Consider the following 26,803-nt stretch of genomic DNA (forward strand, 5'->3'; position numbering starts at 1 on the left):
CATTAGCAGACGCGCCGCGCCCGCCAAGGCTGCGGCGGAGGACGGCGCGCGCGCCGAGGACCTCCTCGCCTGGTACGATCGCCACCGCCGTGACCTCCCCTGGCGCGCGAAGCCGGGCGAGGGCGTCGAGCCCTATCGCGTCTGGCTGTCGGAGATCATGCTCCAGCAGACGACCGTGCAGGCCGTGCGGCCCTATTTCGCGAAGTTCCTCGCGCTCTTCCCAAATGTCGAGGCGCTGGCGGAGGCGCCGACCGATGCCGTGATGAGCGCCTGGGCGGGGCTCGGCTATTATTCTCGCGCGCGCAACCTCCATGCCTGCGCCAAGGCCGTCGTCGAAGCCGGCGGCTTTCCCGAGACGGAGGAGGGGCTGCGCAAGCTGCCCGGGATCGGCGCCTACACGGCGGCGGCCGTCGCCGCGATCGCCTTCGGCCGTCCCGCGGCGGCGGTGGACGGCAATGTCGAGCGCGTGATGTCGCGGCTCCACCTGATCGAGACGCCGCTGCCGGCGGCGAAGCCCGAGATCAGGCTCCGGGTGCTCGATCTCGTCCCCGCGGACCGGCCGGGCGATTTCGCGCAGGCGCTGATGGATCTCGGCGCGACCCTCTGCACGCCGAAGCGCCCCGCCTGCGCCCTCTGCCCCTGGATGACGCCGTGCCGGGCGCGCGCGGCGGGCCTTCAGGAGACCCTGCCGCGCAAGATGCCGAAGCGCGAAGGGGAACTCCGGCGCGGCGCGGCCTTCGCGGCCTTGCGCAGCGACGGCACCGTGCTGCTGCGGACGCGGCCGCCGAAAGGCCTCCTCGGCGGCATGGCCGAGGTGCCGACCAGCGAGTGGCGGAGCGATTACGATGTGGCGAAGGCGCTGCTCGACGCGCCGCTGGAAGGGCGCTGGCGGCGGCTACCCGGCACGGTGCGGCACGTCTTCACGCATTTCCCGCTCGAACTCGTGGTGTTCCAGGCGAAGGTCGCGGCCGGCACCGAGGCTCCGGAGGGGATGCGCTGGGTGCCGCAGGAGAAGCTTCCGGGCGAAGCGCTGCCGAACGTGATGCGCAAGGTGCTCGCCGAGGCGTTCGGCGAGCCGGCATCGAAGCCGAAGGCCGTCAGGCCCCGCCGCGCGCCCTGATCTCGGTCCGGAAGGCGTCGATCGGGATGCGACTTCCGTCCCGCTCGGCATGCCAGAAGGTCCAGCCGTTGCAGGCCGGCAGGCCCTGGAGCAGGGCGCCGATCTTGTGGATCGAGCCGATGGCGGGCGGGGCGTGCAGCGTGCCGTCCGCCCGGATCGTCGCGCGGTGGCGTCCGGCGGAGCAGGTCAGGACCTCGCCGGGCTGCACGTAGCCGGCCTCGACGATGCTGAGGAAGGGGATCCGCGGCTCGGCGCGTTTCGCAGGCGCGGTGGCGACGGCGTCCTCCGGCAGCGGCTCGACGGCCGCGATGCGGCGGCGTGCGAAACCGGCATAGGCCTCGTCGCGTTCGATGCCGACGAAATGGCGCCCGAGCCGTCGCGCCACGGCGCCCGTGGTGCCGGAGCCGAAGAACGGGTCGAGCACGACGTCGCCCGGATGGCTCGCCGACAGCATGATGCGCGCGAGGAGCGCCTCGGGCTTCTGGGTCGGATGGGCCTTGCGGCCGCTCTCGTCCTTGATCCGCTCCTCGCCGGTGCAGAGCGGGAAGAGCCAGTCGGAGCGCATCTGCAGGTCGTCGTTGCCGCCCTTCAGCGCCTCGTAATGGAAGGTGTAGCGCTTGGCCTCCTGGCCTTTGGAGGCCCAGATCAGGGTCTCGTGCGCATTGGTGAAGCGCCGGCCGCGGAAATTCGGCATCGGGTTGGCCTTGCGCCAGACGATGTCGTTCAGGATCCAGAAGCCGAGATCCTGCAGCGTCGCGCCCACGCGGAAGATGTTGTGGTAGGAGCCGATGACCCACAGCGTGGCATTCGGCTTCATCACCCGGCGCGCCTCGGCGAGCCAGTCGCGCGTGAAGGCGTCGTAGGCGGCGAAGGAGGCGAACTTGTCCCAATCGTCATCGACCGCGTCGACGAGCGACTGGTCGGGACGCGAGAGCGCACCCTCGAGCTGGAGGTTGTAGGGCGGATCCGCAAAGACCAGATCGACGCTCTCCGAGGGCAGACGCCTCAGGGCTTCGATGCAATCGCCGACGATGATCTCGTCGAGCGCCAAGACCTCCGAACGAGGAGGGTTCCGTGGCGCCGGCGCGGTCGACCCGGTACGCGAGACCTGTTTCCGGGCGACGGCGCCGGCTGCCGCGGTACGCAGGGTACCCATGGCCAAACACCGGTTACGCAACTGACGACGCGGTTATGCGTCGGGCAGGGTAAAGACCGGGTTTTCTGGGAGCGCCCCGCCGCGTTTCGTTTTGGGGCTGCAGATTTTGCCGACCGCGCGGCAATGGTTTCGATCGGGTTTAGGCGGCGCTTTTTTCTTGCATCGCCTCGGCGAGGCGCACCGGCGCGAAGGAGCGGCGGTGATGGGGGCAGGGACCCTCGTGGCGGAGGGCGGCCAGATGCGCCGCCGTCGAATAGCCGACATTGGTCGTGAAGCCGTAGGCCGGGAATTGCAGCGCGAGGCGCTTCATCAGCCGGTCCCGAACGACCTTGGCGACGATCGAGGCCGCGGCGATGGACGGGACCGAGGCGTCGCCCTTGATCACCGCCTCGACGTCGCAGGGCAAAGGCGGCGGGTCGTTGCCGTCGACCAGCGCCGCGTCCGGCCGGCAGGGCAGGGCGGCAAGCGCCCGGCACATGGCCTGGAGCGAGGCCTGGCGGATGTTGATCCGGTCGATCTCCCAGGCCGGAACGGCCGCGATCCCGACCGAGGCGCAGCGCAGGATCTCGCCATAGAGTTCCTCGCGGCGCTCGGCCGCGATCGCCTTCGAATCGCCGAGCCCCTTCGGGATGCGGCGCATGTCGAGCACGACGGCTGCCGCGACGACCGGCCCGGCGAGAGGCCCCCGCCCGACCTCGTCGAGCCCCGCGACGAGCCCCTTGCCGCAGCGGATCAGCTTGCGTTCGCGGGTCGGCTTGAGGATCGGTAGGGGCATCGGGCAGGCGGTGGCGGTGGAACGGGACGGATACCCGAACCGACCGGACCCCGATTCGCAATCGCGGGAAGGGGCGCGCGACGGCGAACATGTCGTCCAGGCCGATCGGACACGTCCGCCCTCCTCATCCTGAGGCGCCCCGCGCAGCGGGGCCTCGAAGGACGCACCACGGTCATGCGTGCTTCGAGTGCGACCTTCGGCCCCCACCTCAGCATGAGGAGGGGAGTGCGGCCTTGCCGCTGAGAGCTCAGAACAGCGCGAGCTGACCCGTCTCCTTGGCCGGCCGCCTGAACAGGTCGGTGCGCAGGCGCGTCCGCTCGGTGTTGAAGCCGAGACGGCCCGCTGCCGCCTCGAACCTGCGGCCGATCATCCAGGCGTAGGGGCCGACGCCCGTCTGGCGCTGGCCGAAGGCCGAATCGTAGAGCTTGCCGCCCCGCGTCTCCTCGACGAGCGAGAGCACGTGCTTCATGCGGTCGGGATAGTTCTCGGCCAGCCAGTCCCGCACGATGCCCTTCAGCTCGTGCGGCAGGCGCAGCAGGACGTAGCCCGCCTCCCGCGCTCCGGACGCGTAGGCCGCCCGCAGGATGCTCTCGATCTCGTGATCGTTGATGGCCGGGATGAGCGGCGCGACCAGGACCGAGACGGGAATGCCGGCCTCGGTGAGCTGGCGGATCGCCGAGAGACGCTTCGTCGGCGTCGCCGCGCGCGGCTCCATCCGGCGTGCGAGGCGCGGATCGAGCGTCGTGACCGACAGCGCGACCTTGGCGAGACCGCGTTCCGCCATGCGCGACAGGATGTCGATGTCTCGCGTGACCAGGGCCGATTTCGTGACGATGCCGACGGGATGGCCCGCCTCTTCCAGGACCTCCAGCACCTGCCGCGTGATCCGGTAGTGACGCTCGATCGGCTGGTAGGGGTCGGTGTTCGTCCCCATCGCGATCATGCGCGGCTCGTAGCCCGGCGCGGACAGCTCCTTGCGCAGGAGTTCGGGCGCGTTCGGCTTGGCGAAGAGCTTGGTCTCGAAATCGAGCCCGGGGGACAGGCCCTGATAGGCGTGGCTCGGCCGCGCGAAGCAATAGACGCAGCCATGCTCGCAGCCCCGGTAGGGATTGATCGAGCGATCGAAGCCGATATCGGGCGAATCGTTCTTCGTGATGATCGTGCGCGGCTTCTCGATCGTGACCTCGGTGCGGAGATCGTCGATCTCCTCGTCGATGTCCCAGCCGTCGTCGATGCGCTCGCGCTGGACCGGCTCGTAGCGCCCGTCGGGATTGGCCGTCGCACCGCGTCCGCGACGACGATCCGTCTCGACCGGTCCGTAGGTGCGAAGATCGGGACGCCGCCGATCGATGACAGGTGCGGGGACGCGTGGCGCGGGGCGGGTCCCGTCTATGAAATTCCGCGGGCGAAGGAGCGTGTCGACCATGGTCGCCTCCTGCGAATCAGTGAATGTTCTCCTTTATAGAACAAAAGAAGAACATTGCCATTGTCGTAATCCGTACACTCCCGCGAGGGGTGGATTCCCCAGGGGAGGCGGGTGTCGCAGAGCGAACGAACCGTGATCGAGCTCGTTCCGACAAGGCTGTGGATAAGTTGGATAACTCGCTGGGGCCTCAGCGAGCGCCGCGCCGCAGGTGCTCGTCCAGACGAGGCATGATCTCGACGAAGTTGCAGGGCCGGTGGCGATAGTCGAGCTGGGCGGCGAGGATGCCGTCCCAAGCGTCGCGGCAGGCGCCCGGCGATCCCGGCAGGACGAAGACATAGGTCGTGCCGACGAGGCCGGCCGTCGCGCGCGACTGAATCGTCGAGACACCGATCTTGTCGTAGCTGATGCGATGGAACACGGCCGAGAAGCCCTCCATCCGCTTGTCGAACATCGGCTCGACCGCCTCGGGCGTCACGTCGCGGCCGGTGAAGCCGGTGCCGCCGGTGGTGATGACGACGTCGACTTGCGGGTCGGCGCACCAGGCGGCGACGGCGCCGCGGATCACCTCGACGTCGTCGGCGACGACCTTGCGGCCGGCGAGGGTGTGGCCCGCGCCGGTCAGACGCTCGGCGAGCGTGTCGCCCGAGCGGTCCTCCGCGAGGCTGCGGGTGTCGGAGACGGTGAGGACCGCGATGCGCAGCGGGATGAACTGCTTCGTCGCATCGAGGGCCATCGATCGTTCCCCGTCGTCAGAGGCGCGAGGTGCGGAAGGTGTCGCAGCTCTGGACCTGACCCGACTTGAAGCCGGTCAGGAGCCAGCGCACGCGCTGCTCCGAGGAGCCATGCGTGAAGCTGTCGGGCATGACCTCGCCGCGCCCGCGCCCCTGGAGCCGGTCGTCGCCGATGGCCTGGGCCGCGGCGACGGCCTGGCGCATGTCCTTCTCGGTGATGGCGTTGAAGCGGTCGTTCGAGTTCCTCGCCCAGACGCCCGCGAGGCAATCGGCCATCAGCTCGACGCGCCGCGAGAGGTCGTTGGCCGTCCGCTCGTCGACCTGCTGCTGCCGGTTCTGCACCTTGGGCAGGATGCCGAGGAGGTTCTGCACGTGGTGGCCGACCTCGTGCGCGATGACATAGGCATAGGCGAAGTCGCCGCCGGTGCCGAACTTCTGCTGCATCTCCTGGAAGAAGGAGGTGTCGATATAGACCTTGCGGTCGAGCGGGCAGTAGAATGGACCCATCTGCGATTGCGCGCCGCCGCAGGCGGAGCGGGTTGAGCCCGTGTAGATAACCATCCCGGCGGGCGCATACTGCCGGTTCATCTGGGACGGCAGGACCTCTTTCCAGACATCCTCGGTGTTGCCGACGACGCGAGCGACGAAATTGCCCATCTGATCGGACGGCGCGCCCTTCTGCCCCGGCTGCGGCGCGGGAGCCTGGCGCTCATAGCCGCCGCGATTGCCGCCGAGCATGTCCGCGCCCGAGATGAGGATGCGCGGATCGATCCCGAGCGCCCAGGCGATGATGCCGATCACGATCATGGTGCCGATTCCGAGACCGCCGCGCCCGCCGGGCATCGGCATGCCGAACCCGCCGCCGCCGCCGCCCTGGCCGCGCCGGTCCTCCACATTCCCGGAGGGGCGAAAATCTTCCCAACGCATCGCGTGTCCTCGAACGGCTACCGGCTCGCGCCGCGGGTCAAATCCGGCACCCGGGACCGGTTCCAGGCAGATGTGTGGCTTTAGACGCCCCGGTCAAGCTCGCGGCGCAGCAGGCGCAGGTCGCGCCAGGCGAAGCGCTTGTGGAGCGGCTGGCGCAGAAGATAGGCCGGGTGCAGCATCGGCAGGACGCGCAGGCTCCGCTCGCCGAGGGCGTAGTCGTACCAGCGGCCGCGCGTTCGGGTGATGCCTTCCTTCAGGCCGAGGATCACCTGCGTCGAGGGCGCGCCGAGGGTGAGCAGGATGTCGGGGGCGGCGAGTTCGATCTGCCGCTGTGTGAACGGCAGGCAGATCGCGACCTCCTGTGGGGTCGGCGTCCGGTTCCCCGGCGGCCGCCACGGAACGATGTTGGCGATGTAGACACAGTTCCGGTCGAGCCCGATCGCGCCGAGCATGCGGTCGAGCAACTGGCCCGCCCGGCCGACGAAGGGCTTGCCCGTCCGGTCCTCCTCGGCGCCGGGAGCCTCGCCCAGGATCATGACGCGCGAGCCCGGCGTGCCGTCGGCGAAGGCCAGTTGCCGCGCGGTCCCCTTCAGCGCGCAGCCGTCGAATGCGTCGAGGAGGGCGCGCAACTCCTCGAGGGTTCGGGCGCTCGCAGCGCGCGCCCGCGCATCGGCCGCGATGACCTCAGCCGGCTGCGTCGCCGCATTGGGGAGCCCCGGAAGGCGCTGTTCGATGCGGGGCTCCGGGCTCGGTGCCCGTTGCGGCTCCTCCGGCTGGACGGTCAGGGGGGGGCGCGAGACAGCCGGCAGCTCCGGCCGGTCGGCCTCGGCGAAGCGGTCGTGCGGAGCCTCGTCGAGCGCGACGTCGACTCCCGCCGCGACGTAGAAGTCGAGCAGGGCGATCCACTGGTCGCGGTCGGCGGCGGCGTCCATCCCCGCCTTCTAGAGGCTGTGCCGGCCCTTCGATAGGGTCTGGATGCGCTGCCTGCTCGTCCCGCCCGGCCTTGCGGTCTCGCCCACGGCTTGTCACGGAACCGACTGGACCCCATACGTCGTTGGATGTGTTCCAAGGTATCTGGAACGGGAGAGAGTATGTCCGAGCAGGACGACGCGCTGCCGGCGCGGGAATCGATGGATTACGATGTCGTGATCGCGGGGGGCGGCCCGGCCGGGCTCGCGACCGCGATACGGCTGAAACAGATCGCCGCGGAACGCGGCGAGGATATCTCCGTCGTTCTCGTCGAGAAGGGGTCCGAGATCGGTGCGCATATCCTCTCGGGCGCCGTCATCGACCCGAGCGGCCTCGACGCCCTCATGCCGGAATGGCGCGACGATCCCGATCGCCCGCTCAAGACCGAGGTGACGAAGGACGAGTTCATGTATCTCGGCGCGGGAGGCGGCGTGAAGCTGCCGACCTTCGCGATGCCGAAGCTGATGGACAACCACGGCAACTACATCGGCTCGCTCGGCGATGTCGCGCGCTGGCTGGGGCGGCAGGCCGAAGCCCTCGGGGTCGAGATCTATCCGGGTTTCGCGGCCTCCGAGGTGCTGATCGAGGACGGAAAGGTCGTCGGGATCGCGACCGGCGACATGGGCATCGACAAGTCGGGCGAGCACAAGGGCGACTACACGCGCGGCATGGAGCTTCGCGGCCGCTACACGATCCTGGCCGAGGGCTGCCGCGGCAGCCTGACGAAGCAGGTCCTCGACCGCTACAAGCTCAACCAGCACAGCGACCATCAGAAATACGGTCTCGGCGTGAAGGAGCTGTGGCAGGTCAAGCCGGACCAGTTCCGCAAGGGGCTCGTCCAGCACGCCATGGGCTGGCCCCTCGGGAACCGCGTCGGCGGCGGCTCCTGGCTCTACCATTTCGACGACCATCTCGTGTCGGTCGGCTTCGTCGTCCACCTGAACTACGAGAACCCGACGCTCTCCCCCTTCGAGGAGATGCAGCGGTTCAAGACGCACCCGATGATCCGCGAGACCTTCGAGGGCGGCAAGCGCATCGCCTATGGCGCGCGCGCCATCATGGAAGGCGGCTGGCAATCGGTCCCGAAGCTCGTCTTCCCCGGCGGCTGCCTCGTCGGGGATTCGGCCGGCTTCGTGAACGTGCCGAGGATCAAGGGCTCGCATAACGCCATCCTGTCGGGGATGCTCTGCGCGGACCATCTCGCGCCGGCTCTCGCCGAGGGTCGCTCGCACGACGAACTGACGGCGTACGACGAATCCTGGCGCGGCTCGCCCATCGGGCGGGACCTCTACAAGGTGCGCAACGTCAAGCCGCTCTGGTCGAAATACGGGACCATGATCGGCGTCGGCCTCGGCGGCCTCGACATGTGGACGAATGAGCTGATCGGCTCCTCGTTCTTCGGCACGCTGCCGCACGGCAAGTCCGACTTCCAGACCCTGAAGCCGGTCTCGGAGGTGAAGAAGATCGAGTATCCGCGGCCCGACGGCGTGCTGACCTTCGACCGCCTGTCCTCGGTCTTCCTGTCCAACACCAACCACGAGGAGGACCAGCCGGCCCATCTCAAGGTGAAGGACATGGAACTGCAGAAGCGCTCGGAGCACGACGTCTTCGGCGGCCCGTCGTCGCGCTATTGCCCGGCGGGCGTCTACGAATGGCTGGAGGAGCCCGGCACCGAGCCGCGCTTCGTGATCAACGCGCAGAACTGCGTCCACTGCAAGACCTGCGACATCAAGGACCCGAACCAGAACATCAACTGGACCACCCCTGAAGGCGGCGGCGGGCCGAACTATATCGGGATGTGAATCGCCGAGGTTCGGAGGACCGACATGGCCAATCACGATCTGGCCGATCACGATCTGACGGGAATCTGGCAAGGGCTCTATTCCTACGAGGGGATCGGGCCTCATGTCGGCTTCACCGCGACCCTGCTGGAGACCGGCGGTGCGCTGTACGGCATGACGCACGAACGCGAGCCCTGGGCTGGCTCCTCGGATCTTGAGGCGAGCCTGTCGGGCTTGCGGTCCGGTCAGGCCGTCGTGTTCACGAAGGCCTATTCCGTTCAGGACGAAGCTCATCCGCCGATCGCGTATGACGGGACCGTCAGCGCCGACGGGACCGAGATCGAAGGCACCTGGATGCTCTCGACGCTCCATCGCGAGACCATGTCCGGCCGCTTCCTGATGAGCAGGCCCGAACGCCGCGCCGTGGAGAGAGAACGGGCCCTCGCGGAGCGGCGCTGAGTTCGGCGGGACGGTTCGGGGCTCGGCATCCGGCAGGATCGCGTGTCGGCACGCTCCATGCGAAGGCAGTCGGGCGACGGGCGGCCGAGGGTGGCGCGCGGCAACGGGGCGCCTTGCCGCCCCGCGGCCGCGATGGCAAACCAGCGGACGCTCCCGATTCAGAGGCATCATCGGGACTGGAGCCGACATGCTGGTTTTCTCTCGCCGTGAAGGCGGCGATCTGCGCCGCGGAGCGGCCTCGTCGGGACTTGTTCGCGTGCTCGCGCTTGCGGCGCTGTCGTCCTGTCTCTGGACCGCGACCGCAGAGGCGCGCCGGACGCAGTCGCCCGCCCAGCCGTCGCCGCCGGCACCCCACGCCGCCGCCGACAGCCTCGAGGGGAACTATCTCTCGGCCTATATCGCGGTCGCCGCGCGCGACACCGTGGCCGCCGCTCATTTCTACCGCGAGGCCCTGCGCGAGGATCCGAACAATCCGGAGCTTCTCGAGCGGGCTTTCATCTCCCTCCTCGCCGATGGCGACTTCGACAGCGCGGCGCGCGCGGCAGAGCGTCTCGCCGTCCGCGATCCGAATAACGGCCTCGCTCAGTTGACGCTTGCGGTGCGAGCCTTCCGGAACCGGCATTTCCAGACGGCGCGCAACCATCTCTCGCGGGGCACGCGCGGCCGGGCGGCCGACGTCACGGCGACGCTCCTCACCGCCTGGTCCTTCGCCGGTTCGCGCGACGGCCGGCGGGCCCTCGAGACGACCAACGCCCTGCGAGCCGAGCGCGGCTTCGCGGTGTTCCGCGATTATCACGCCGGGCTCATGGCCGAGCTGACCGGCAACAGGGCCGAGGCCGAGCGGCGCTACAAGGCGGCCTACGACGTCGACAAGACGACGCTGCGGATCACCGACGCCTATGGCCGCTTCCTCGCCCGCAGCGGGCGGAAGGAGGAGGCCCTCGCCGTCTATCGGGCCTACGAGGCGAGCACCGCCCGCCATCCGTTCGTCAAGCAGGCGATCGCGGCCCTCGACGCCGGCAAGCCGCTGACGCCGCTGATCCCGACCGCCCAGGAAGGGGCGGCCGAGGTTCTCTACGGCCTCGGCTCCGCCAGCACCCAGCAGGGGGATGAACTCGCCTCGCTGATCTACCTGCGGCTCTCGCAGGTGCTGAGCCCCGACAACGCTCTCGCCCTCGTGACGATGGCCGACGTCTTCGAGCGCATGAAGCAGACGGACCAGGCCATCGCCACGCTCCGCCGCATTCCCGAGTCCTCGCCCCTGAAGATGAGCGCGGACGTCCAGATCGGCCTCAGCCTCGAACAGCTCGGCAAGGGCGACGAAGCCGTGGCCCAGCTCGACAAGGTCAAGCTCGAGCATCCGGAGGAGAACGACGTCCTCGTCGCCCTCGGCAACGTGCTGCGGTCGCGCAAGCGCTACGCGGAGGCCGCCGAGATCTACGGCCAGGTCCTCGACCGCATGTCCGAGACCGATCCGGGGCGCTGGCCGATCCTGTATTATCGCGGCACCGCCTATGAGCGGGCCAAGGACTGGGACAAGGCGGAAATCGACCTCAAGGCCGCGCTGGCGCTGGTCCCCGACACGCAGCCGCTCGGCAAGTCCCAGGTGCTCAACTATCTCGGCTATTCCTGGGTCGATAACGGCCGCAATATCGAGGAGGCCTTCAAGCTCCTCAAGCGGGCCGTGGAGCTCAACCCGCGCGACGGCATGATCATCGACAGCCTCGGCTGGGCCTATTACCGCCTCGGCCAGTTCGACGACGCGGTGCGGGAGCTCGAGAAGGCGGCGGAGCTGAAGGCGGGCGATCCGGTCATCAACGACCATCTCGGCGATGCCTATTGGCATGTGGGCCGCCGTCTCGAAGCACGCTTCCAGTGGCAGCACGCCAAGGATTCGAATCCGGAGCCCGAGGATCTGAAGAAGATCGAGGAGAAGCTCCAGGGCGGCATGCCGGAACTGCCGAAGCCGGCCGAGGCCGGCACCAACCTCAACGAGCAGTTCAAGCAGGGCGGCTGACGCGCCCCCATGACCGGATTCGTCGACGGGCGTCCTTCGGACGATGCCGCGGACCTGCTGTCTCGCCGGGAGACGGGGCGGGGCAGGGGGGATGGGCTGCCGGCACCCCTCCGGGCCCGTTTCCTGGCAAAACCCCGATTCGACCTCGGCGAGGTCGGCATCTCGGACCAAGGCTGTTTGCGCACCCGCGCGCCGGCCAAGGTGAACCTCACCCTTCAGGTCCTCGGGCGCAGGGCGGATGGCTACCACGAGCTCGAGAGCCTCGTCGCCTTCGCCGGTGCCGCCGATCTGCTGGAACTCCGGCCGGGCCCCGACCTCGGGCTGACCGTCGAGGGCCCGACGGCCGGCGCGGCAGGCCCGACGGGGGACAACCTCGTCCTCAAGGCAGCGCGCGGGCTCGCCGGACGGCTGCCGGGGCTGAAGCTCGGCACCTTCCATCTGACGAAGCGCCTGCCCGCGGCGGCCGGAATCGGCGGCGGCTCGTCGGACGCCGCGGGCGCCCTTCGGCTTCTCGCGCGCCTCAACGGCCTCCCCGCCGATCATCCGGCCGTGATCGAGGCGGCGCGGGAGACGGGCGCGGACGTGCCGGTCTGCCTCGATCCCCGCGCCCGCATGATGCGAGGGGCGGGCGAGGAGGTCGGATCGGCCTTGAGCCTCCTGCCGCTCGCGGCGCTGCTCATCAACCCGGGCGTCGCGGTGCCGACAGGTGCCGTCTTCCAGCGGCTTGGGCTCGCGCCCGGAGACGCGATGCCGGAACGGGAGCCGCGCCGGGTGCGGCACGACCAGGGGCCGACGACCGACGCCATCCTCGCGACGATTCGGTCGCTCTCCAACGACCTCGAGGCGCCGGCTCTCGCCCTCGCGCCCGTCATCGGGGTGGCGCTCGACCGTCTCCGCGGCGCCGATGGCTGCCGTCTCGCACGGATGTCCGGATCCGGTGCGACCGTGTTCGGGCTCTTCGACGATTGCCATGCGGCGGCCCGCGCGGCGAGCGCCGTCAGGGCGGAGCAACCGAGATGGTGGGTGAAGCCGACCCTGCTGCGCTGAGGCTCGCGGTGCCGAACCTCGCCGCGGGTTGCGCCAATATGCCCCTGCCGAAACGCGCGTTGCCCGGCCGACCCGGTAGGATCATCGCAACTTGATGCGATTATCTTCGGGCTCGGTTTACCAAAACGCAGCGAAAGGAGACGGGATGCAGCCTCGCGCGATGGCAGCTCTGGCAGCGGTGATCATGTTCCCGACGGTGGCGACGGCGAATGTCGCGCAGACCGTGGGCAACTTCGAGAAGTGGTCCGTCCTGACCTACAAGAAGGGGAAACAGGAGTTCTGCTATCTGTACGGTCAGCCGACCAGCAAAAGACCGACCAACGTCGATCACGGCGACATCCATTTCTTCGTGCAGAAGCGCACGGGCTCGACCGGCACCGAGGCGAGCTTCCAGGCCGCCTATCCCTTCAAGAAGGGTTCGGTCGTCCAGGTCGAGATCGGCGACACCGCTTTCAGGCTGGCGACGAGCGATCGCTCGGCGTGGCTGCTGAAGCCCGAGCGCGAAGCGGAACTGCTCGCGACGATGAAGCGCGGCGCCGACATGACGATCGCCGCGGTCTCCGCGAGGGGCACCGACACGAGCTACGTGTTCTCGCTCCAGGGCGTCACGGCGGCTTCGACGCGCCTCATGTCGTCGTGCCCCTGACGACGTCAGCGGGAACCGGCATCCGCTTGCCGCTAGCGCATGCTCCGGAAAGCGGAAATCGGTTTTCCGACAGCAGCATGCTCGCACACTAACTTAGCGTAGGCTGGTGCAGCGCTGCTTTCGCTGGACGCGCCCACTCCGCTCCGACCTTGCCGCCGCCCCATGGGGTGACGGCAAGGTGGGTGCGACCGCGCCGAAGGCCGGCCCGGCTTCCACTGCAGGATCGGACGCGGCACGGGAAACCGGCCGTCGGATGACGGCAGGCTTCGTTTTGACGTGATCGGACGCGCTGCTGCGCGCCGCGAGCCCCGGTTCGACTTGCATTGCAGCACCCGCGCCGACGATCAGGCCGGGGCGGGCGCCTGCACGATACCGTTACGGCCGACCGTAGCCGCCGTAGCCGTAGCCGGGCCGAGGACCATAACCGGGACGTTGGCCATAACCGGGACGTTGGCCGTAGCCGGGCTGCTGGCCGTAGCCGGGCCGCGGGCCGTAGCCGGGCCGCGGGCCGTAGCCGGGCCGGGGGCCATAAGCGGGCTGCGGGGCGTATCCCGGACGGGGCCCATAGCCGGGCCGGGGGCCGTAGCCGGGCCGGGGGCCGTAGGCCGGATAGCCGCGACCGGCCCGCATCGCCTGATCGATCATCTGGAGCCGACGGCGCTTGGCCGGGGTCATGGCGTATTCCGGCGGACGCTTGTCCAGCAGGTCGGTGATGTCGGGCGGCAGAACCTGGCGGGGACCTGCGGCTTCGGCGATGCTAGGCGAGGCGGTGAGAATCAAGGCCCCGACGAGGCCGGCCATGAGCGCGTTCAGTTTCATCGTGTTCCGTCCGTTAGCGGCGAGACGTCGTGACGAGCCGCCTGAAAGGTTCCGACCTCCACGGCCTTATGCCGCAGCCGGAGGGCTCGCGCTCATCTGCGCGCCGCCGAATCTCGAAATAGCACACCCGCCTTAGCTTCGCCTTAAATCAAGCGACGATTCGAATCGGTCGGCACGCAAAAAAATGCGCCCACGGCGAATCCAATCCGCCGCGTGCTCGATCTGACCGATGATGAGGGGATGTCCTTGGCTCCGCGGGTAGGATTAAACCTATCCTTTCGGGGCATTTCACCGTTTTTCACGCTGTCCGATTTCAGCTTTTGAATCAGCGATATGGCTTGCATTTCGGTGTCAGGCTGTTTCATTGATTTTCGCCCGATAGCACGTCAGTGATAGGGCACGTGATAGGGCAGGGGAGTTTAATCCCGATGTCGCGGACCCTGAATCGTCTCTCTGCGCGCTTCGTTCAGACGGTCGTCGAAGCCGGCCGGTATGCCGACGGCGGCAACCTCTATCTGTCGGTCAGCCCTAACGGTGGCCGGCGCTGGGTCTTCATGTTCCGCTTCGGAGGGAAGATCCGGGAGATGGGGCTTGGCTCGGCGCGTGAGGTTAGCCTCGCCAAGGCCAGGGAGAGGGCTGCAGAGGCGAGGGCCCATCTCGTCGACGGCCGCAACCCGATTGCGGAGCGAGCTACGGTCGCGCCCGATGTCGTTACCTTCGGCAAGGCTGCCGACGAGTTCATCGCCGCGCGAGAGGCGGCGTGGAGCGAGCGGACAGTGGCCGGCTGGCGCTGGACGCTGACAGAGTACGGCAAGCCGATCAGGGACAAGTCGGTCGCCGACATCGGCGTCGAGGACATCCTCGGCGTGCTCAAGCCGATCTGGATCGAGAAGCCGGAGACGGCGCGCCGTGTCCGAACCCGGATCGAGGCTGTGCTGGACGCGTGCAAGGTCCGAGGGCAGCGATCAGGAGAAAACCCGGCGACGTGGAAAGCGAACCTCGCCGCGCTCCTCCCCGCCGCTCAGAAGCTCAGCCGCGGGCATCACGCAGCGATGCCCTACCGCGACGTGCCCGGCTTCGTGCGTGCCCTCCGTGAGGTCGGTAACACGTCCTGCCTCGCGCTCGAGCTCGCGATCCTCACGGCCGCGCGCTCGGGGGAGATCATGGGCGCCAGGTGGGAGGAGATCGACCTCGCCGACAAGCTGTGGCGCGTTCCCGCTGCGAGGATGAAGGCGAAGCGCGACCACGTTGTCCCGCTCGCACCGCGGGCGATCGAGATCCTCGATCAGGTTCGACCTGATGAGGAGGAGCCCACGGGACTCGTTTTCCGCGGGGCTCGGCCGGGGCGCCCGACGAAGGCGAATCGGGCAGCCGAGAAGCCGCTCTCATCCATGGCGCTCACGATGGCGCTGCGCCGAGCCGGCGGGGATGACGCGACGGTCCACGGCTTCCGGTCGAGCTTCCGTGATTGGGCGGGCGACGAGACCGGATTTCCTCGCGACGTCGTCGAGGCCGCGCTCGCTCACTCTATCCGGGACGCGACCGAGGCGGCCTACCGCCGCGCGACGGCTCTAGAGAAGCGCCGGTCGCTGATGCGGGCGTGGGGCGAATTCATCAACGGCAAGAAGGCCGGCAAGGTCGTGTCGCTGTCGGAGGCTCGGCGATGACCGGGAAACGTCGTCTGACCCCGAACGAACGAGCCGCCATCGAACGCGATTGGAAGTCGACGAATGCGGTTCGCGATGCCCGCCGTCACGTTGTCACGGCATCGAAGCTCATTGAAGAACTCAAGCTTCTCCACGAGGGCACTGGCGACGATCGCTTCAGCGCCGCCTTGATCGCGCTGGGCGAACTCCGCCTCATCAAGGCCGATGGGGGCTTTCGCCGGCTCGGCCCGAAGAGGGCCGTTTCGGATGCAATCGCTCGCAGCGTTCTGCTCAACCATATGAAGGAATACGAACAGACGTCAGCATGCATCGTGACGGCCCGAGACTGCATGATTGATGCAGCGAACCTAACCTCCGCTGCGAAGCAGGTCGAAAGGCTGCTGAGGGAATGATCGGACAAAAAGTGATGATCAGATGTCTGTCGGTCGGACATATGTGACCACCAGATGTCCGAACAAAGGAGGAACATCTCGTAATAGATGAGTGTCGCCCGCAATCAGGAGCGACACGATGCAAGACCGAATCCTCCGGTGGCCCGAGGTCAAGGCCAGGACCGGATTAAGCCGCACGTCAGTGTGGCGCGAACAGCGAGCCGGCCGCTTCCCGCCTGCGATCCAGATCAGCGCCAACGCGGTTGGATGGCGCGAGAGCGACATCGCGGCCTGGATCGCATCTCGCACTGCATCGGTGGCCGCGTGATGGCCGCCCGCTCCGATCACTCCCGGCGTCAGCGCGCCGTTGGTCCCAACGATATCGACCACGTCGAGGTCTGGGGCGGCATCGCCAAAGAGCAGCGGATACCGGTCTACGGCGTCGAATACGTGCTCGGTGACGGCAGCCGCATCTGCATGAGCCTTCGGCCGGATCTCGCGGAGGCGATGCTCGATGCCCGCGAACTGGCCGACGGGCGCCGGTACCCGATCGTCGAGGGTTCGCCATGACGAGCCGCTCCCTGACGCGCCAGCAGGTCCGGGCAACCATCCTCGAAACGAAGGCGATCGCGGGGTGACCGACCTCTTCGACTGGAAGCCGCCGCGCGACGAGACGGAACCTCGGACCGCTGTCATCTCCCGCGAGGAGCTGCAGCAGCAAGTCCTCGCGCAGATCGTCGCCGTGATGGCCCGCTCCGGCGAGACGGGCCTCTCGGCCATTCAGACTGCGCGAGAGCGCTTCCCTGGCACCCCGAACGGGGTCCTGATGCGCGCCTATTCGATCTGGTCGACGAACCGAGAGGAGGCGTGGTGGCGCGCGCTCGAGGACGGCGTGAACGCTCCGACCGTCCGCCGCGCCCTGGAGGGTCCGAAGCCATGAGCATCGCTGTCGAACCATCTTCAGACGAGCTGCGCAGCTTTACGTCTTGGAAGCTCGACGTGCTCAATGCGGCCAGCGCCGACACTCGGCTCAAGTCCGGCCCGTTCCGCGTCTTGTACCGCGTCGTGAAGTACATGAACGCGGTGACGCGCGAGGCGATCGTATCCGACGAGACCCTGTCGGACGACCTCGGAGTGACCCGGTCGGCGCTCCACGACGCGCGCAAGCAGCTGGCAGAGCTTGGATGGTGGCGGTACCGGCCGGGCCGCTACGGCAGAGGGACTATCTACACGATCCTGGACGACAACGTGAATGGGATCGAAAATCGCCTTCTGGACGAGCGCGAGATCCGTCGCGATCGTCGCAATGTCGTCCGCAGGCCACATAGTGACGGGGCTCGCAATGTCGCCTCTGCTCCACATTGCGAGCCCATCAATGTCGTCGACAAACTACACTGTGAGCAAGATGACAGTGTCGTCGAGAGACGACATTGCGATATCCCTCAGTGTGGCCCGGAGACGACGTCCAGTGTCGTCGCTGCTCCACCCATACACCTTGATACACCTGCACGAAGAAAAGATGGCTCGGCGATAGGAAGGTCAGCTTATACGCGCGCGCACGCGCGACCCTCTCCATCAGGTCCGATCGTGATCCCTGCTGGGGATGACATGGCGCTTCTGATGCGGCTGGGCGGCGGCAGTTGGGTGCGAGGATCTGATCGGCTCGAGAAGACGGGCGATGCGTCATTCCGGCGGGAGCGCGTGAAGGCTTATGGCCTGACGGCGGGCGAGGTCGCTGCGATCGAGGGACGGGGCGCGGCGTGAGGCTCGATGTCTAGCGTTACACGGGGCCGCTCGCTTCCGCGTGGCGGCCCCTGCTGACGGTGAACGGTCACTGCGCCATCGTGAACAGCAACAAGACCCATACGCCGACCAGCGTGAGCAACGCGAGGGAGAGAGCGATGCGGAGAGGGGTCCAGGTCATTCGCGATCTGCTCACAGTCGCGGCTCGGGTATCGCGGCAGAGGCGGCGCGAGCCAATATGATCAATCGGCCGGAGGCAGCCGAACGCCGACCCCGCACCAAATCGAAACTCTCTGAAACGCCACCATCGCGGTCATCCGTGCGGCGGTCTGAGTATATCCCGTAACCATGAGCCAGTCGGCCTCGGGGCTTGTTACGACGTACATGCCGCAGCGCGTGAGGGAGTACGATAGTTGGATGAGGGGTTGCTGACTAAGCGAAAGCCGGGCGGCGCTTCGCGCGTCTTGCACGGTCTGCTCGGACGGGATGGCGTCCATAGTAGTGCCTCATCGCGTCCGACAGACGAGCATCACGGAGTGCCTGACAATGTCAGCATCATATGAAATATACCGAGACAGACAATGAATGCCGATATTCCAATCAGCAGATAATAGACTATCGACGACAACGGCGTAGGTGGCCGCTTTAACGGCGTCGGCGGTCTTCTGCCTGATATTATCACAGCAATTCCTCTCGTCAGGTCGCTGTCTTCGCCACTCCATAGACTAGGGGCTAGAACGGGCCGGGCAGAAACGCGACAAGCGCGAAGATCAGCACATAGCTGACGATCATTACCGACGCTCCGAAGAGGGCAGGACTCCTCATCAGATTCCGCCGAAAGAAGATTTTTGGCTGACGAGCAATCGCAGGCTCAAGCGACACGGGCATCGTTTTGTCCTTTCCGTGAGACGAAAATCTCACTTCGGACCTGCCAATGCCAGGCTCGATAATTGATTAATAAGTAATAACGCTTGATAATACAAGTGAGATATTTATGTCGATACTCGGCAGCCGGTGCATGAAACCCGGACGGGCGTCAGAGTTCGCCCGGCGGTAGGTGCCAGCGCGACCGGCGCCCGGTCATCGCCGATCCATAGGCATCGAAGCGGATGGTTCGCCGCCCCTCGGTCTGGATCGTTTCCCCTGTTGCGAAGTTGCGTGCGACCCTCCGGCCCGTGCTGGCGATCCGGAACCGCCCGAAACCATCAATCGCAACCTCGCCGTCCTGACGAAGGCGCTCCCGGATCTCATCGAGCAGCGCATCCAACATGCGCCCCGCCTCGGTCCGCGGCCGGCAGGTGCGCTTCGCCATCGCTGCCACGATTCGGCTGTCGGCCATTGCGCATCGCCCTCCATCGATCTATAACTATCGTGCATGGACTAGACATTATCAATCACGTTTCATTATATAAATCTGAGGCGACCGATGCCGACGGTTAGCGAGCCTGCCGAGCCAATCATCGCCGCGATCCTCCCGCGCGGATGCACTGCGCTAGCCGAGCATCTCCTCTCCGCGATCCTGCTAGATCTCGCCGATCGAGGTGTCCGGGCCACTCCGCTGGGGGTGATCCACTACGCGCTGACCGTCGGGGTGCCCGAGGACATCGCCGCGGACCTGGGCCGTCTCGTCGAAAGCCAGGAGGAGGCGCGCCTTGCTGCCTGAGCCCGACGACGATCTCCGTCAGTTCGGCCGTGAGATCGCGGCCATGACAGCCGAGGCGATCCGCACCATTCCGCCTGGCGCCTCGGATGTCGGCGAGAGGCTGGTTGCGATCAACGACCGAACCGAGCGGGCCCTCCGCCAAGCCGCCGAGCATCGTCGTCAGGCTGGGATGTGTGAGCCCGAGGTTGCGGCCTGGCTCTCTGCAGCTCGAGCCGGATGGCAGGCTGGCATGGACGCCGAGCGAGGCTTCCTCGCTGCCTCTCACGATGGGCCGGTGAGGCCGCAATGAGCGCGCCGGCAGCTTCAGGCAGACGGGAAGGGACCGTCCTACGGCTCCCGCCTGCATTCAGCGAAGAACACGGATGCTCGTCGCGCCGGAATGGTCTTCGATGTCGTCCACATCAGGGAGCCCCGTCCCTGAGCGTCGAGCTCAACCTGATACACCTCCACCGTCTGCAGCGGGTAGGTCGCGACGAGGCTGAAGTCGGTATCGGTTCCGCCTTGTACACGCGTCACAGATGCACCGTCGGATCGAGCGCTGAACTCGCCGGCCAAGCCCCGGATGGTCAGGTCGTATTCGCCTCCGGCATTCCGAAGGATCGTAATACGACCTCCGCTCAGCCCGTCGTCCACCCACCGATATCTCTGTCCGTGGAGGATCGCGCTCCTGCCCTGTGGCGCCTCGCAGATCGTGACGACCTCGGCACCTTGCGCCACGACTGGATCGGCGACGCAGCAGAGAGCCGAGCAGGCGGCGAGAACGGCGAAGATGAGCGCGCGCATGGGCACCTTGGAGTCAGGGTCTCCATCGTAGCGAGGCGGGAGGGGGGGAGCAAAAGTCCGGACCCCTTGGGGGCTGGCGACCGCATCGGGGGCCACGCGCACAATTTTTTCCGGCCGGCCCGAAATCTCGAAGGAGTGAGTTTTTGTACAAAAACTCACTCATCCGCCGGCGCGCATCATGTAGCGCCCAGACGTCACCACCTAAACGTCTGAACGGCATGAAGAATGTGAACGATTACGCCTTGCGACATGGGCGGTTTTCATCGGTTTCAGGAGGGCTTCGGCATGGAAAGTGAACGCAATTCGCATCAGGGCGATGGCGCCGGCCCGAGTGCCGCGGATGTGGCGAAGCGGCTCGCTCAGAGCTGGCGGGGCGGCGCGGCGCAGCTATCGGAGCGAGGGATCGGCGCGGTCGAGATCGGATCCTCGCTGCTCGCTGTCGGGGTCGAGCAACTGCTCGCCGCCGAGCCTGCCGAGATGGTCGCTGCGCAGCTTCGGGGGATGGCCGATCAGGTCGATGGCGCCGAGCGGCGTAGCAGCGGGCCCGCCAATTGATAGGCGCGGCCTATCGGTGTTGACGCACCGATCGGTTCATCTTATGTCCCTTCTCAGGTCAACGAGGCACGCCGGGCGCTGCCTCGTCCCCCGCACGCCGGGCGCTGCGAGGGTGGACAGAGCGAGGGTGAGCAGAAGCCGCCTTCGATGATCCTTCCATCACTCGACGATCGAGGTGCGCCCATGCGCTCGCTTTCTTCCATCCCCGGAATCCGTCCGATCCCTTCCGCCGTTCTCGGCACCGTCCGCGCGGAGAACGACCCGCGCCAAATGATCGCCCAAATAAAGGCCGCGGCGGATCACATGCGCGGCGAGTTCGAACAGCGCCTTCGCGGCGTCGAGGCAGCCGTTGACGATCAGGCCAAGCTGACCGGTGCCCTTCGTGCTGGCGGCTCCGGTGCCATCGCCTCCCGAGATGCCGGGATCGATGCCGCGTACACCGAGGGTGCGCTCGACTACGTCCGCCGCGGCCATATCGCCGACAACTTCGCGCAGGCGAACCGCGAAGGGCATCGGCAGCAGATCCGCGCCGCGATGACGTCCGGGTCGCCCGGCGATGGCGGGTACGTGACGCCGATCGAATGGGACCGCCAGATCGTTCAGGCGCTCCGCGTAGAGAGTCCGCTCCGGCAGCTCGCAACCGTCGTCACGACCGGCGGGCCGGGCTTCTCGACGGTGTGGAGCAACGGCGAGTGGGGCTCGGGATGGGTCGGCGAGACGGCCGCGCGACCGCAGACCACGACGCCGTCGCTGGCCTCGCTGCAGTTCAAGAGCGGTGAGCTTTACGCCAACCCGGCCGTGTCGCAGCAGCTCCTCGAGGACGCCGACTTCGACTTCGGGAAGTGGTTGTCCGACGAGGTCTCGCTCGTCTTCGCGGCGCAGGAGTCGATCGCGTTCCTTTCCGGTGACGGCGTGAACAAGCCGCAGGGTCTCCTGACCTACGTCGGGAGTGGCACGACTCTGCATCCCGGCGGCGAGCCGGGCGTAACGGTCAGCGGGCATGCTTCGCAGATCACCGGCGACGGCATCCTGACGCTGATCTACGCCCTGAAGGCGCCGTATCGGCAGGGAGCGACCTTCCTGATGAACTCGGCGACCGCCGGGGCCATGCGCAAGCTGAAGGACGGGCAGGGGAACTACCTGTGGCAGCCCTCCATGATCCTGGGCCAGCCGAGCACGCTCGCCGGCTATCCCATCGCGATCGACGAGAGCATGCCCGACGTCGGAGCCGGCGCGTACCCGATCGCCTTCGGCAACTGGGCGCGAGCCTATGTGATCGTCGATCGGCTCGGCACGACAGTCCTGCGCGACCCCTACACCGCGAAGCCCTTCGTGCTGTTCTACACGAGAAAACGCGTCGGCGGCGGTGTCCGCGATCCGAATGCCTTCCGCGTCCTGAAGGTTGCGGTGAGCTGATCGGAACCGGCCCGGCCGCTGTCCGGCGGCCAGGCCAAGCCGAGACCTGAACCATCTCGGCCGGACCAGACGGCGAGTGTCCGGAACAACCCCGTCAGCCCGCGGCCTCCCACGTCATGGGGAGGCGCGGCGGGCGCCCTGCACCCGCCCCAACGCGACCGCGGAGGAACCGGCGCGGCTGGGGCGGGGCGCAACCTTCGGAGACAGCGATGAGCGCAGGATCTCTAGCCGAGCTTGGCCGCGGCTGCGCCGGGCTGCTCGGCAACCTCATCTCGCCAGCTTTCGGCACCCCGAAGCAGGTCGACCTTCCCTCGCTCCTGCCGACGAGCACCATGACGGTCACGGCCGCCACGGTGATCATCAACAGCGTGACCGGGCCGCAGAGCCTGATGGGGGGCGCCGGCAGCATCCTTGGGACGAACCCGGCCAGCGGGCAGTCAATGCAGGGAGCCGGCAGCGGCATCCTCGGCTTCGGCCTCGCCGGCGCGCAGAGCCAGGGCGCGCAACAGGCCGGATCGGGCCTGCTCTCCTTCGGCTTCGGCGCGAACGGGATGCGCACGCCCGGCGGCGGCGGCGGTGACATCATGGGTCGCTTCCTGAGCACGGCTCAATCCGGCGGCCTCACCAACCCTTACGCTCTTGCGACCCTGGCCGCTTACGGCAAGCACGAAAGCGGATGGTCGGCCCGAAATATCGGAGGGTCGTGGTCGGACCCGTCGCAGTCCGGAGCGCCTGGCACCTCCGGAGGCCTGCTCTCGTGGCGGAACGAACGCCTATCGGCCATGCGAAGCTTCACGGCCGGCGACACCGATCCCGTCTCGGCGCAAGCCCGGTTCTTTCTCCGGGAGAATCCAAGCTTGATCCGGCAGCTTCAGGGCGCCGGCAGCTTGGAGGAGGCCAACCGCCTGATGGCAAACGCCTGGAAGTTCCAGGGCTACAATAGCGCTGGCGGAGAGTTTGGCGCCCGGCTCGGTACTTCTCGATCCTACCTGGATCAGATCGGCGGTGGGCATGGCGGCCGATCGCTCCTCGAGCGGCGATCCGATGCGGGTTCGATCGACTTCGACGGCGCTGCCAAGAGCTTCGCGCAATCGACCGATCAGGCCTCGCAATCCCTGACGAGCCTCGCCGACGCGACAGCGCAGCTGCCGGCGGGCGCCGATGCCGCCGCCTCGTCGCTCACGAACCTGCTCGGATCGCTTTTCAGCGGAAAGGGAGGAGGCGGCGGAATCCTCGCCAGCCTCTTCGGCGGCGGAGGCGGCGAGACGGTCACGGCAGCGATGGCCGATGGAGGCCTCCTCCGCGGGCCCGGCGGTCCTCGATCCGACAGCCTGCTCATCCGGGCGAGCGCGGGCGAATACGTCGTCAATGCCCGCTCGACGTCCCAGCACCGTGGCCTGCTCGATGCGATCAACTACGGCGGCGCGTATGCCGATGGCGGCTACGTCACGCCTCTCCCGGTCGAGATGCCGCCGATGCTGGCTACGGCGCCAGCCCCGGCACCGTCCGCAGCGAACAACAACACGGCTCCGATCCACTACGCCCCGACCTACCACATCCCGCCGCTGGCCAACGGCGTGACGCCGCAGGACGTGGTGCGAGCGATCGAGGACTACGACCGGCGGCTTGATCGGCAACTGCCCGGACGCGTCGCCAACGCTCAGAAGCGGTTCGGGTGATGAGCGCCGCCAACATCTTCCTCTTCTCGAACGCGATCGTCGTCTGGACCGACGGCGCGCTCTATCGGAGCGACGGCACGCTCAGCTCGGTCGGGCCGAAGGTCGGGCTCATGCCGCATCTCTCGGCGGCACTCGTCACTCGCGGCCCGGCCTTGGCGGTGCCGTTCCTGACGCATTTCCTGTCCGTCAGGTTCGCCACGTTCGACGAGCTGGTTGCCGGCTTCGGGAAGGCAACGAGGACGGCAGCCGAGATCTACGCCGAGGCCTTCGCTATCTGCGAGCACGGTGCTGATTTCGAGGCCTACGTCGCGGGCTGGCCGAAGGACCGTCCCGAGCCCGAGGTCTATCGGGTGTCGAGCCTCGATTTCGACGACGTCCAGAAGCTGCGGAGCGTCACGGTCGCGCCCGGACGCCCGGACATCATCGCCCAGCTCGAGGCGGAGTATGGGCACCTCGGCCATGCCGGCCTCAGCCTCCCCGAGGTTGGCTTGCGGCTGCTCGAGCTTCAGCGGGAGAGGATCCGTCGTGAGCAGGTGCCGGGCGGGCCGGAGATCTGCGGCATCGGCGGTTTCGCCCAGGTCACCACGATCACCCGCGAGCTTGCCCAGACGCAGATCTTGAAGCGCTGGCCCGATCGGATCGGCGAGCGGATGGGCCAGGAATACGAGGCGGTGCCGGAGGGAGCGACGCTGCAATGACCCGCGCCCTCACTGCCGCCGCCTTCACCCTTCTCGTCGCGATCGTCTCGGCGCCGCTATGGCGGTGACGCTCAGCCAACGCCCGGATCGGCCTCGTCCTCGGGTGTCGGTGAAGGACCGGCCCCATCGCCGGGCGTGTTGACCTCGTCCCTCTCCTCTTTCAGGGAAGGCGGATCCTTGCGCCCCGTCACCTCGTCCCAGCCGGGTTCGTCCTGCGACCGCAACGGAGCCGCGTTCGGCGGCGCCGTGTCCTGATTGCCGTAACCTTGCGTTGCCATGCGTATGACCTCCTGCGAGGCCAACGCCGGGATGGGACAGCGGTTCGGGCGGCATGCGCCAGCGGCGGGATCAGCTCGACGCACGCCGGCTGACCTATGCGCATTCCGTGACGGAAACAGCGACATCCATCGACTGAAACGCGCTCGCAGCCCCGACGAAGCTTCCCGTGATGGGCACGATCTGTCTGACGTCCTGAGCCACCGCAACGGGGATCAGGTTCGCTCCGCCCATGGCTCGATTGGTTGGGTCAAAGGTGATCCAGCCGGCTCCCGACAGATAGATCTCGGCCCAGGCATGGGTTGAACCGGAATCGGCTGAGCCGAGAAGCGTGCGCGTCGGATCATGGAGGTAACCGGATACGATGCGGGCACCGAAACCAAGGCTTCGTGCTGCTTCGACGAATAGCGTCGCGAGATCCCGGCACGAGCCTGACTTGAGTGCGAGGGTTTCGCTCGGCGATTGCGTCCCTTCGTTTTCTCGCGCCGAATACACGGCACTCATGGCGACACCGGCGTTGAGATCCTTCAACAGCGAGAGGGTGTCGGTCGGATTGCTCGACACGAAGCTCTGCGCCCATGCCCGCAATTCTCCCTGATCAAGGTAGCGACGGACGGTCAGCGAGCCGAGATCTGCCCAATCGTCGCTCTGGTAGCGAAACGGGAACGAGATTGCGTCCGCAGCGATCCTGAACACCGGATAAGCAGCAGCCGAAAGCTCAACCCGCGCGAGGCTCTCGATCACGAGATGGTCGCTCGGTTCGCTGAAGGTCGCTGTCGCGACGGCGTTCCCCGCAACGTCACTCGCCCAGACGAGATCGGGCTCGGGGCGAATGGTGAGAGTGTAGATTGGGAGCCGTACTTCGCGCGTTTCCCGAGGCCGAAGCATTAGCCTGTGCGGCCCAAGGCTGACCGGATGGCGATATCGGTAGGTCGTCGCGTGGCGAATGTGCAGACTGATCAAGAGCGGTCCCAAGTCTGTCGAAGGTCTGCTGGACGTCAATCCGGCGATCAACGCCGCTGGGACAGCGCGGTTCGGGCCGGCCATCCCCAGCCGTGCGCCTCGCGTCCGGTTGCCCCCCGGCCTGAGGGGAAGCCGCCGCGTCAATCTGATTCTGACGAGCGATCCGCGTATGGCGGCACGTCGACGAGCGTTCCGATCAACCGCAATACAGCTTGATGCTCGGGGCCGTTCGGATCCCCGGCCAGAAAGGCGCCCAGCTCGATGTGCGAAAGGCGAGCACCGGAGGGCCCATTCGCTTGATGGATCACGAAGGCGCGACCGTTCGTCGGCTCTCGCCCGAGGAACCAGCTCTCTCCATTCGGGCTTCGGTACAACTCTCTACGGTCAGACATGCTGGCGGCCGATTAGAACGGTCCAGGGAGAAATGCCACTACAGTGACAATCAGCGCGTAGCTGACCACCATCCCCACGGTTGTCCATAGGACGGCGCTTTTCATTGCGCCCCCGCGAGACAAATGATTCTTTGGTTTAGGTTTCGTATTTTCGAGTGACGTCGGCATCAAGCATCCCCTCTTCGAGGTTTCTCACCCCGATCCGGGCTTGCTCCTACCGCAGCTCGATAATGGACAGTGCGCTGATTATTGGAAAAGGACAAGTGCCATTATTGCACCATGGCACGTCCCTCTGGCGTCGCCATCCATACTATTATACGTTTTATCAAACGGCAGTGTCGGCCGTTAAGGGCTCAACCAGATGGCCAAGGGCGAGAAACGAGGGAACCGGGAGGCAAAAAAGCCGAAGAAGGAGGTGCAAAAGACGATCGCAGCGAATCCGTCGACAAAAAACATTGTCTCGGCGATCAAGAAATAGAACCCGCGGAAACGCCCGATCGGCATCACAGCCGGTGGTCGCCGATGTATTTGCCTGTCGCACCGGACGATCTGTCGGAGCGGCGGGTGGACTATTGCTCACACCTCACCTGTGCGAAGCTAGCGGTTGCATGGCGCATGTTGTGACCGTTTACTGGAGGATCGCGATATAGGCATGAAACCACTCACACGCGGAGAAAAGGCAGAGCGGGTGGAAGCCCAGAGGGCCTCGGCGCGTCAGGCAATG

The 26,803-nt window shown here is 67.0% G+C and carries 28 protein-coding genes; 17 read left to right on the top strand and 11 right to left on the bottom strand.

What is annotated here, in order from left to right:
* The first annotated feature begins 1 nt into the window (after position 1).
* Positions 2–1,120 carry an A/G-specific adenine glycosylase gene (mutY, locus tag EV668_RS05180; protein ID WP_133768748.1) on the top strand — a complete coding sequence of 373 codons (1,119 nt, stop codon included), beginning with the start codon at positions 2–4 and terminating at the stop codon, positions 1,118–1,120.
* Here mutY and EV668_RS05185 read toward each other — a convergent pair.
* From EV668_RS05185 to EV668_RS05210, 6 genes are all read right to left on the bottom strand, one after another.
* A complete protein-coding gene (locus EV668_RS05185; RefSeq protein ID WP_133768749.1) occupies positions 1,098–2,276 on the bottom strand; it encodes a site-specific DNA-methyltransferase in 1,179 nt (392 codons plus the stop codon). The two genes, mutY and EV668_RS05185, sit on opposite strands and share 23 nt — an antisense overlap.
* 139 nt (positions 2,277–2,415) lie before the next feature.
* Complete coding sequence (locus EV668_RS05190; RefSeq protein WP_133768750.1) at positions 2,416–3,051, bottom strand: ribonuclease HII; 636 nt, start codon at positions 3,049–3,051, stop codon at positions 2,416–2,418.
* Positions 3,052–3,298: 247 nt separating this feature from the next.
* Complete coding sequence (locus EV668_RS05195; RefSeq protein WP_133768751.1) at positions 3,299–4,477, bottom strand: PA0069 family radical SAM protein; 1,179 nt, start codon at positions 4,475–4,477, stop codon at positions 3,299–3,301.
* Between the two features lie 187 nt (positions 4,478–4,664).
* The gene (gene moaB / locus EV668_RS05200) at positions 4,665–5,210 is read right to left on the bottom strand and encodes a molybdenum cofactor biosynthesis protein B (protein WP_133768752.1); all 546 of its coding nucleotides are present in this window, start codon (positions 5,208–5,210) and stop codon (positions 4,665–4,667) included.
* A 16-nt stretch (positions 5,211–5,226) separates the two neighbouring features.
* On the bottom strand, positions 5,227–6,135 hold the full coding sequence (gene ypfJ / locus EV668_RS05205) for a KPN_02809 family neutral zinc metallopeptidase (RefSeq protein WP_133768753.1): 909 nt from the start codon (positions 6,133–6,135) through the stop codon (positions 5,227–5,229).
* An 80-nt stretch (positions 6,136–6,215) separates the two neighbouring features.
* Complete coding sequence (locus EV668_RS05210; protein WP_133768754.1) at positions 6,216–7,067, bottom strand: uracil-DNA glycosylase; 852 nt, start codon at positions 7,065–7,067, stop codon at positions 6,216–6,218.
* A 159-nt stretch (positions 7,068–7,226) separates the two neighbouring features.
* Here EV668_RS05210 and EV668_RS05215 point away from each other — a divergent pair, with 159 nt between their 5' ends.
* From EV668_RS05215 to EV668_RS05235, 5 genes are all read left to right on the top strand, one after another.
* Positions 7,227–8,906, top strand: coding sequence for an electron transfer flavoprotein-ubiquinone oxidoreductase (locus EV668_RS05215; protein WP_133768755.1), 1,680 nt, complete (start codon positions 7,227–7,229; stop codon positions 8,904–8,906).
* A gap of 24 nt (positions 8,907–8,930) precedes the next feature.
* Complete coding sequence (locus EV668_RS05220) at positions 8,931–9,344, top strand: hypothetical protein (RefSeq protein WP_133768756.1); 414 nt, start codon at positions 8,931–8,933, stop codon at positions 9,342–9,344.
* Between the two features lie 187 nt (positions 9,345–9,531).
* On the top strand, positions 9,532–11,361 hold the full coding sequence (locus EV668_RS05225; protein ID WP_133768757.1) for a tetratricopeptide repeat protein: 1,830 nt from the start codon (positions 9,532–9,534) through the stop codon (positions 11,359–11,361).
* 9 nt (positions 11,362–11,370) lie between these two features.
* Positions 11,371–12,408, top strand: a complete 1,038-nt coding sequence (locus tag EV668_RS05230) for a 4-(cytidine 5'-diphospho)-2-C-methyl-D-erythritol kinase (protein WP_133768758.1) — start codon at positions 11,371–11,373, stop codon at positions 12,406–12,408.
* 160 nt (positions 12,409–12,568) lie between these two features.
* Positions 12,569–13,054 carry an invasion associated locus B family protein gene (locus EV668_RS05235; RefSeq protein ID WP_133768759.1) on the top strand — a complete coding sequence of 162 codons (486 nt, stop codon included), beginning with the start codon at positions 12,569–12,571 and terminating at the stop codon, positions 13,052–13,054.
* A gap of 375 nt (positions 13,055–13,429) precedes the next feature.
* On the opposite strand, the gene EV668_RS25015 is transcribed toward EV668_RS05235, so the two are convergent.
* The gene (locus tag EV668_RS25015; protein WP_208111478.1) at positions 13,430–13,873 is read right to left on the bottom strand and encodes a hypothetical protein; all 444 of its coding nucleotides are present in this window, start codon (positions 13,871–13,873) and stop codon (positions 13,430–13,432) included.
* A gap of 428 nt (positions 13,874–14,301) precedes the next feature.
* On the opposite strand from EV668_RS25015, the gene EV668_RS05245 reads away from it, so the two are divergent.
* The 6 genes from EV668_RS05245 (at position 14,302) to EV668_RS05270 (ending at position 17,675) form a co-directional block, all read left to right on the top strand.
* Entirely contained in the window at positions 14,302–15,540 is a 1,239-nt protein-coding gene (locus EV668_RS05245) for a tyrosine-type recombinase/integrase (protein WP_133768760.1), read from the top strand.
* Positions 15,537–15,932: a hypothetical protein gene (locus EV668_RS05250; protein WP_133768761.1), complete on the top strand. Its 396-nt coding sequence runs from the start codon at positions 15,537–15,539 to the stop codon at positions 15,930–15,932. The genes EV668_RS05245 and EV668_RS05250 overlap by 4 nt, the downstream gene beginning before the upstream one ends.
* A gap of 118 nt (positions 15,933–16,050) precedes the next feature.
* The gene (locus EV668_RS05255) at positions 16,051–16,239 is read left to right on the top strand and encodes a helix-turn-helix transcriptional regulator (RefSeq protein ID WP_133768762.1); all 189 of its coding nucleotides are present in this window, start codon (positions 16,051–16,053) and stop codon (positions 16,237–16,239) included.
* Complete coding sequence (locus EV668_RS05260; RefSeq protein WP_133768763.1) at positions 16,239–16,481, top strand: hypothetical protein; 243 nt, start codon at positions 16,239–16,241, stop codon at positions 16,479–16,481. The genes EV668_RS05255 and EV668_RS05260 overlap by 1 nt, the downstream gene beginning before the upstream one ends.
* Before the next feature lie 64 nt (positions 16,482–16,545).
* Entirely contained in the window at positions 16,546–16,851 is a 306-nt protein-coding gene (locus tag EV668_RS05265) for a hypothetical protein (protein ID WP_133768764.1), read from the top strand.
* The gene (locus tag EV668_RS05270) at positions 16,848–17,675 is read left to right on the top strand and encodes a hypothetical protein (RefSeq protein ID WP_133768765.1); all 828 of its coding nucleotides are present in this window, start codon (positions 16,848–16,850) and stop codon (positions 17,673–17,675) included. Before EV668_RS05265 ends, EV668_RS05270 begins: the two co-directional genes overlap by 4 nt.
* Positions 17,676–18,690: 1,015 nt before the next feature.
* Here the strand turns inward: EV668_RS05270 and EV668_RS05275 are convergent.
* Positions 18,691–18,993, bottom strand: coding sequence for an HU family DNA-binding protein (locus EV668_RS05275; protein ID WP_133768766.1), 303 nt, complete (start codon positions 18,991–18,993; stop codon positions 18,691–18,693).
* A gap of 87 nt (positions 18,994–19,080) precedes the next feature.
* On the opposite strand from EV668_RS05275, the gene EV668_RS05280 reads away from it, so the two are divergent.
* A complete protein-coding gene (locus tag EV668_RS05280) occupies positions 19,081–19,317 on the top strand; it encodes a hypothetical protein (RefSeq protein WP_133768767.1) in 237 nt (78 codons plus the stop codon).
* Between the two features lie 327 nt (positions 19,318–19,644).
* On the opposite strand, the gene EV668_RS05285 is transcribed toward EV668_RS05280, so the two are convergent.
* Positions 19,645–20,100 carry a hypothetical protein gene (locus tag EV668_RS05285; RefSeq protein ID WP_133768768.1) on the bottom strand — a complete coding sequence of 152 codons (456 nt, stop codon included), beginning with the start codon at positions 20,098–20,100 and terminating at the stop codon, positions 19,645–19,647.
* Positions 20,101–20,385: 285 nt separating this feature from the next.
* Between EV668_RS05285 and EV668_RS05290 the strand changes: the two genes are divergently transcribed.
* The 4 genes from EV668_RS05290 to EV668_RS05305 all read left to right on the top strand — a co-directional run bounded on the left by EV668_RS05290 (position 20,386) and on the right by EV668_RS05305 (position 24,448).
* Positions 20,386–20,655: a hypothetical protein gene (locus EV668_RS05290; protein ID WP_133768769.1), complete on the top strand. Its 270-nt coding sequence runs from the start codon at positions 20,386–20,388 to the stop codon at positions 20,653–20,655.
* 303 nt (positions 20,656–20,958) lie between these two features.
* Complete coding sequence (locus tag EV668_RS05295; protein WP_245513052.1) at positions 20,959–22,071, top strand: phage major capsid protein; 1,113 nt, start codon at positions 20,959–20,961, stop codon at positions 22,069–22,071.
* Positions 22,072–22,280: 209 nt separating this feature from the next.
* On the top strand, positions 22,281–23,750 hold the full coding sequence (locus tag EV668_RS05300) for a hypothetical protein (RefSeq protein ID WP_133768771.1): 1,470 nt from the start codon (positions 22,281–22,283) through the stop codon (positions 23,748–23,750).
* Positions 23,750–24,448 carry a hypothetical protein gene (locus EV668_RS05305; RefSeq protein WP_133768772.1) on the top strand — a complete coding sequence of 233 codons (699 nt, stop codon included), beginning with the start codon at positions 23,750–23,752 and terminating at the stop codon, positions 24,446–24,448. The genes EV668_RS05300 and EV668_RS05305 overlap by 1 nt, the downstream gene beginning before the upstream one ends.
* Before the next feature lie 71 nt (positions 24,449–24,519).
* Here the strand turns inward: EV668_RS05305 and EV668_RS05310 are convergent, their stop codons facing one another.
* Entirely contained in the window at positions 24,520–24,726 is a 207-nt protein-coding gene (locus tag EV668_RS05310) for a hypothetical protein (RefSeq protein WP_133768773.1), read from the bottom strand.
* Between the two features lie 94 nt (positions 24,727–24,820).
* Entirely contained in the window at positions 24,821–25,687 is an 867-nt protein-coding gene (locus tag EV668_RS05315) for a transglutaminase family protein (protein ID WP_133768774.1), read from the bottom strand.
* Positions 25,688–26,803 lie beyond the last annotated feature (1,116 nt).

This window comes from Enterovirga rhinocerotis, assembly GCF_004363955.1.
Taxonomy (GTDB): domain Bacteria; phylum Pseudomonadota; class Alphaproteobacteria; order Rhizobiales; family Beijerinckiaceae; genus Enterovirga; species Enterovirga rhinocerotis.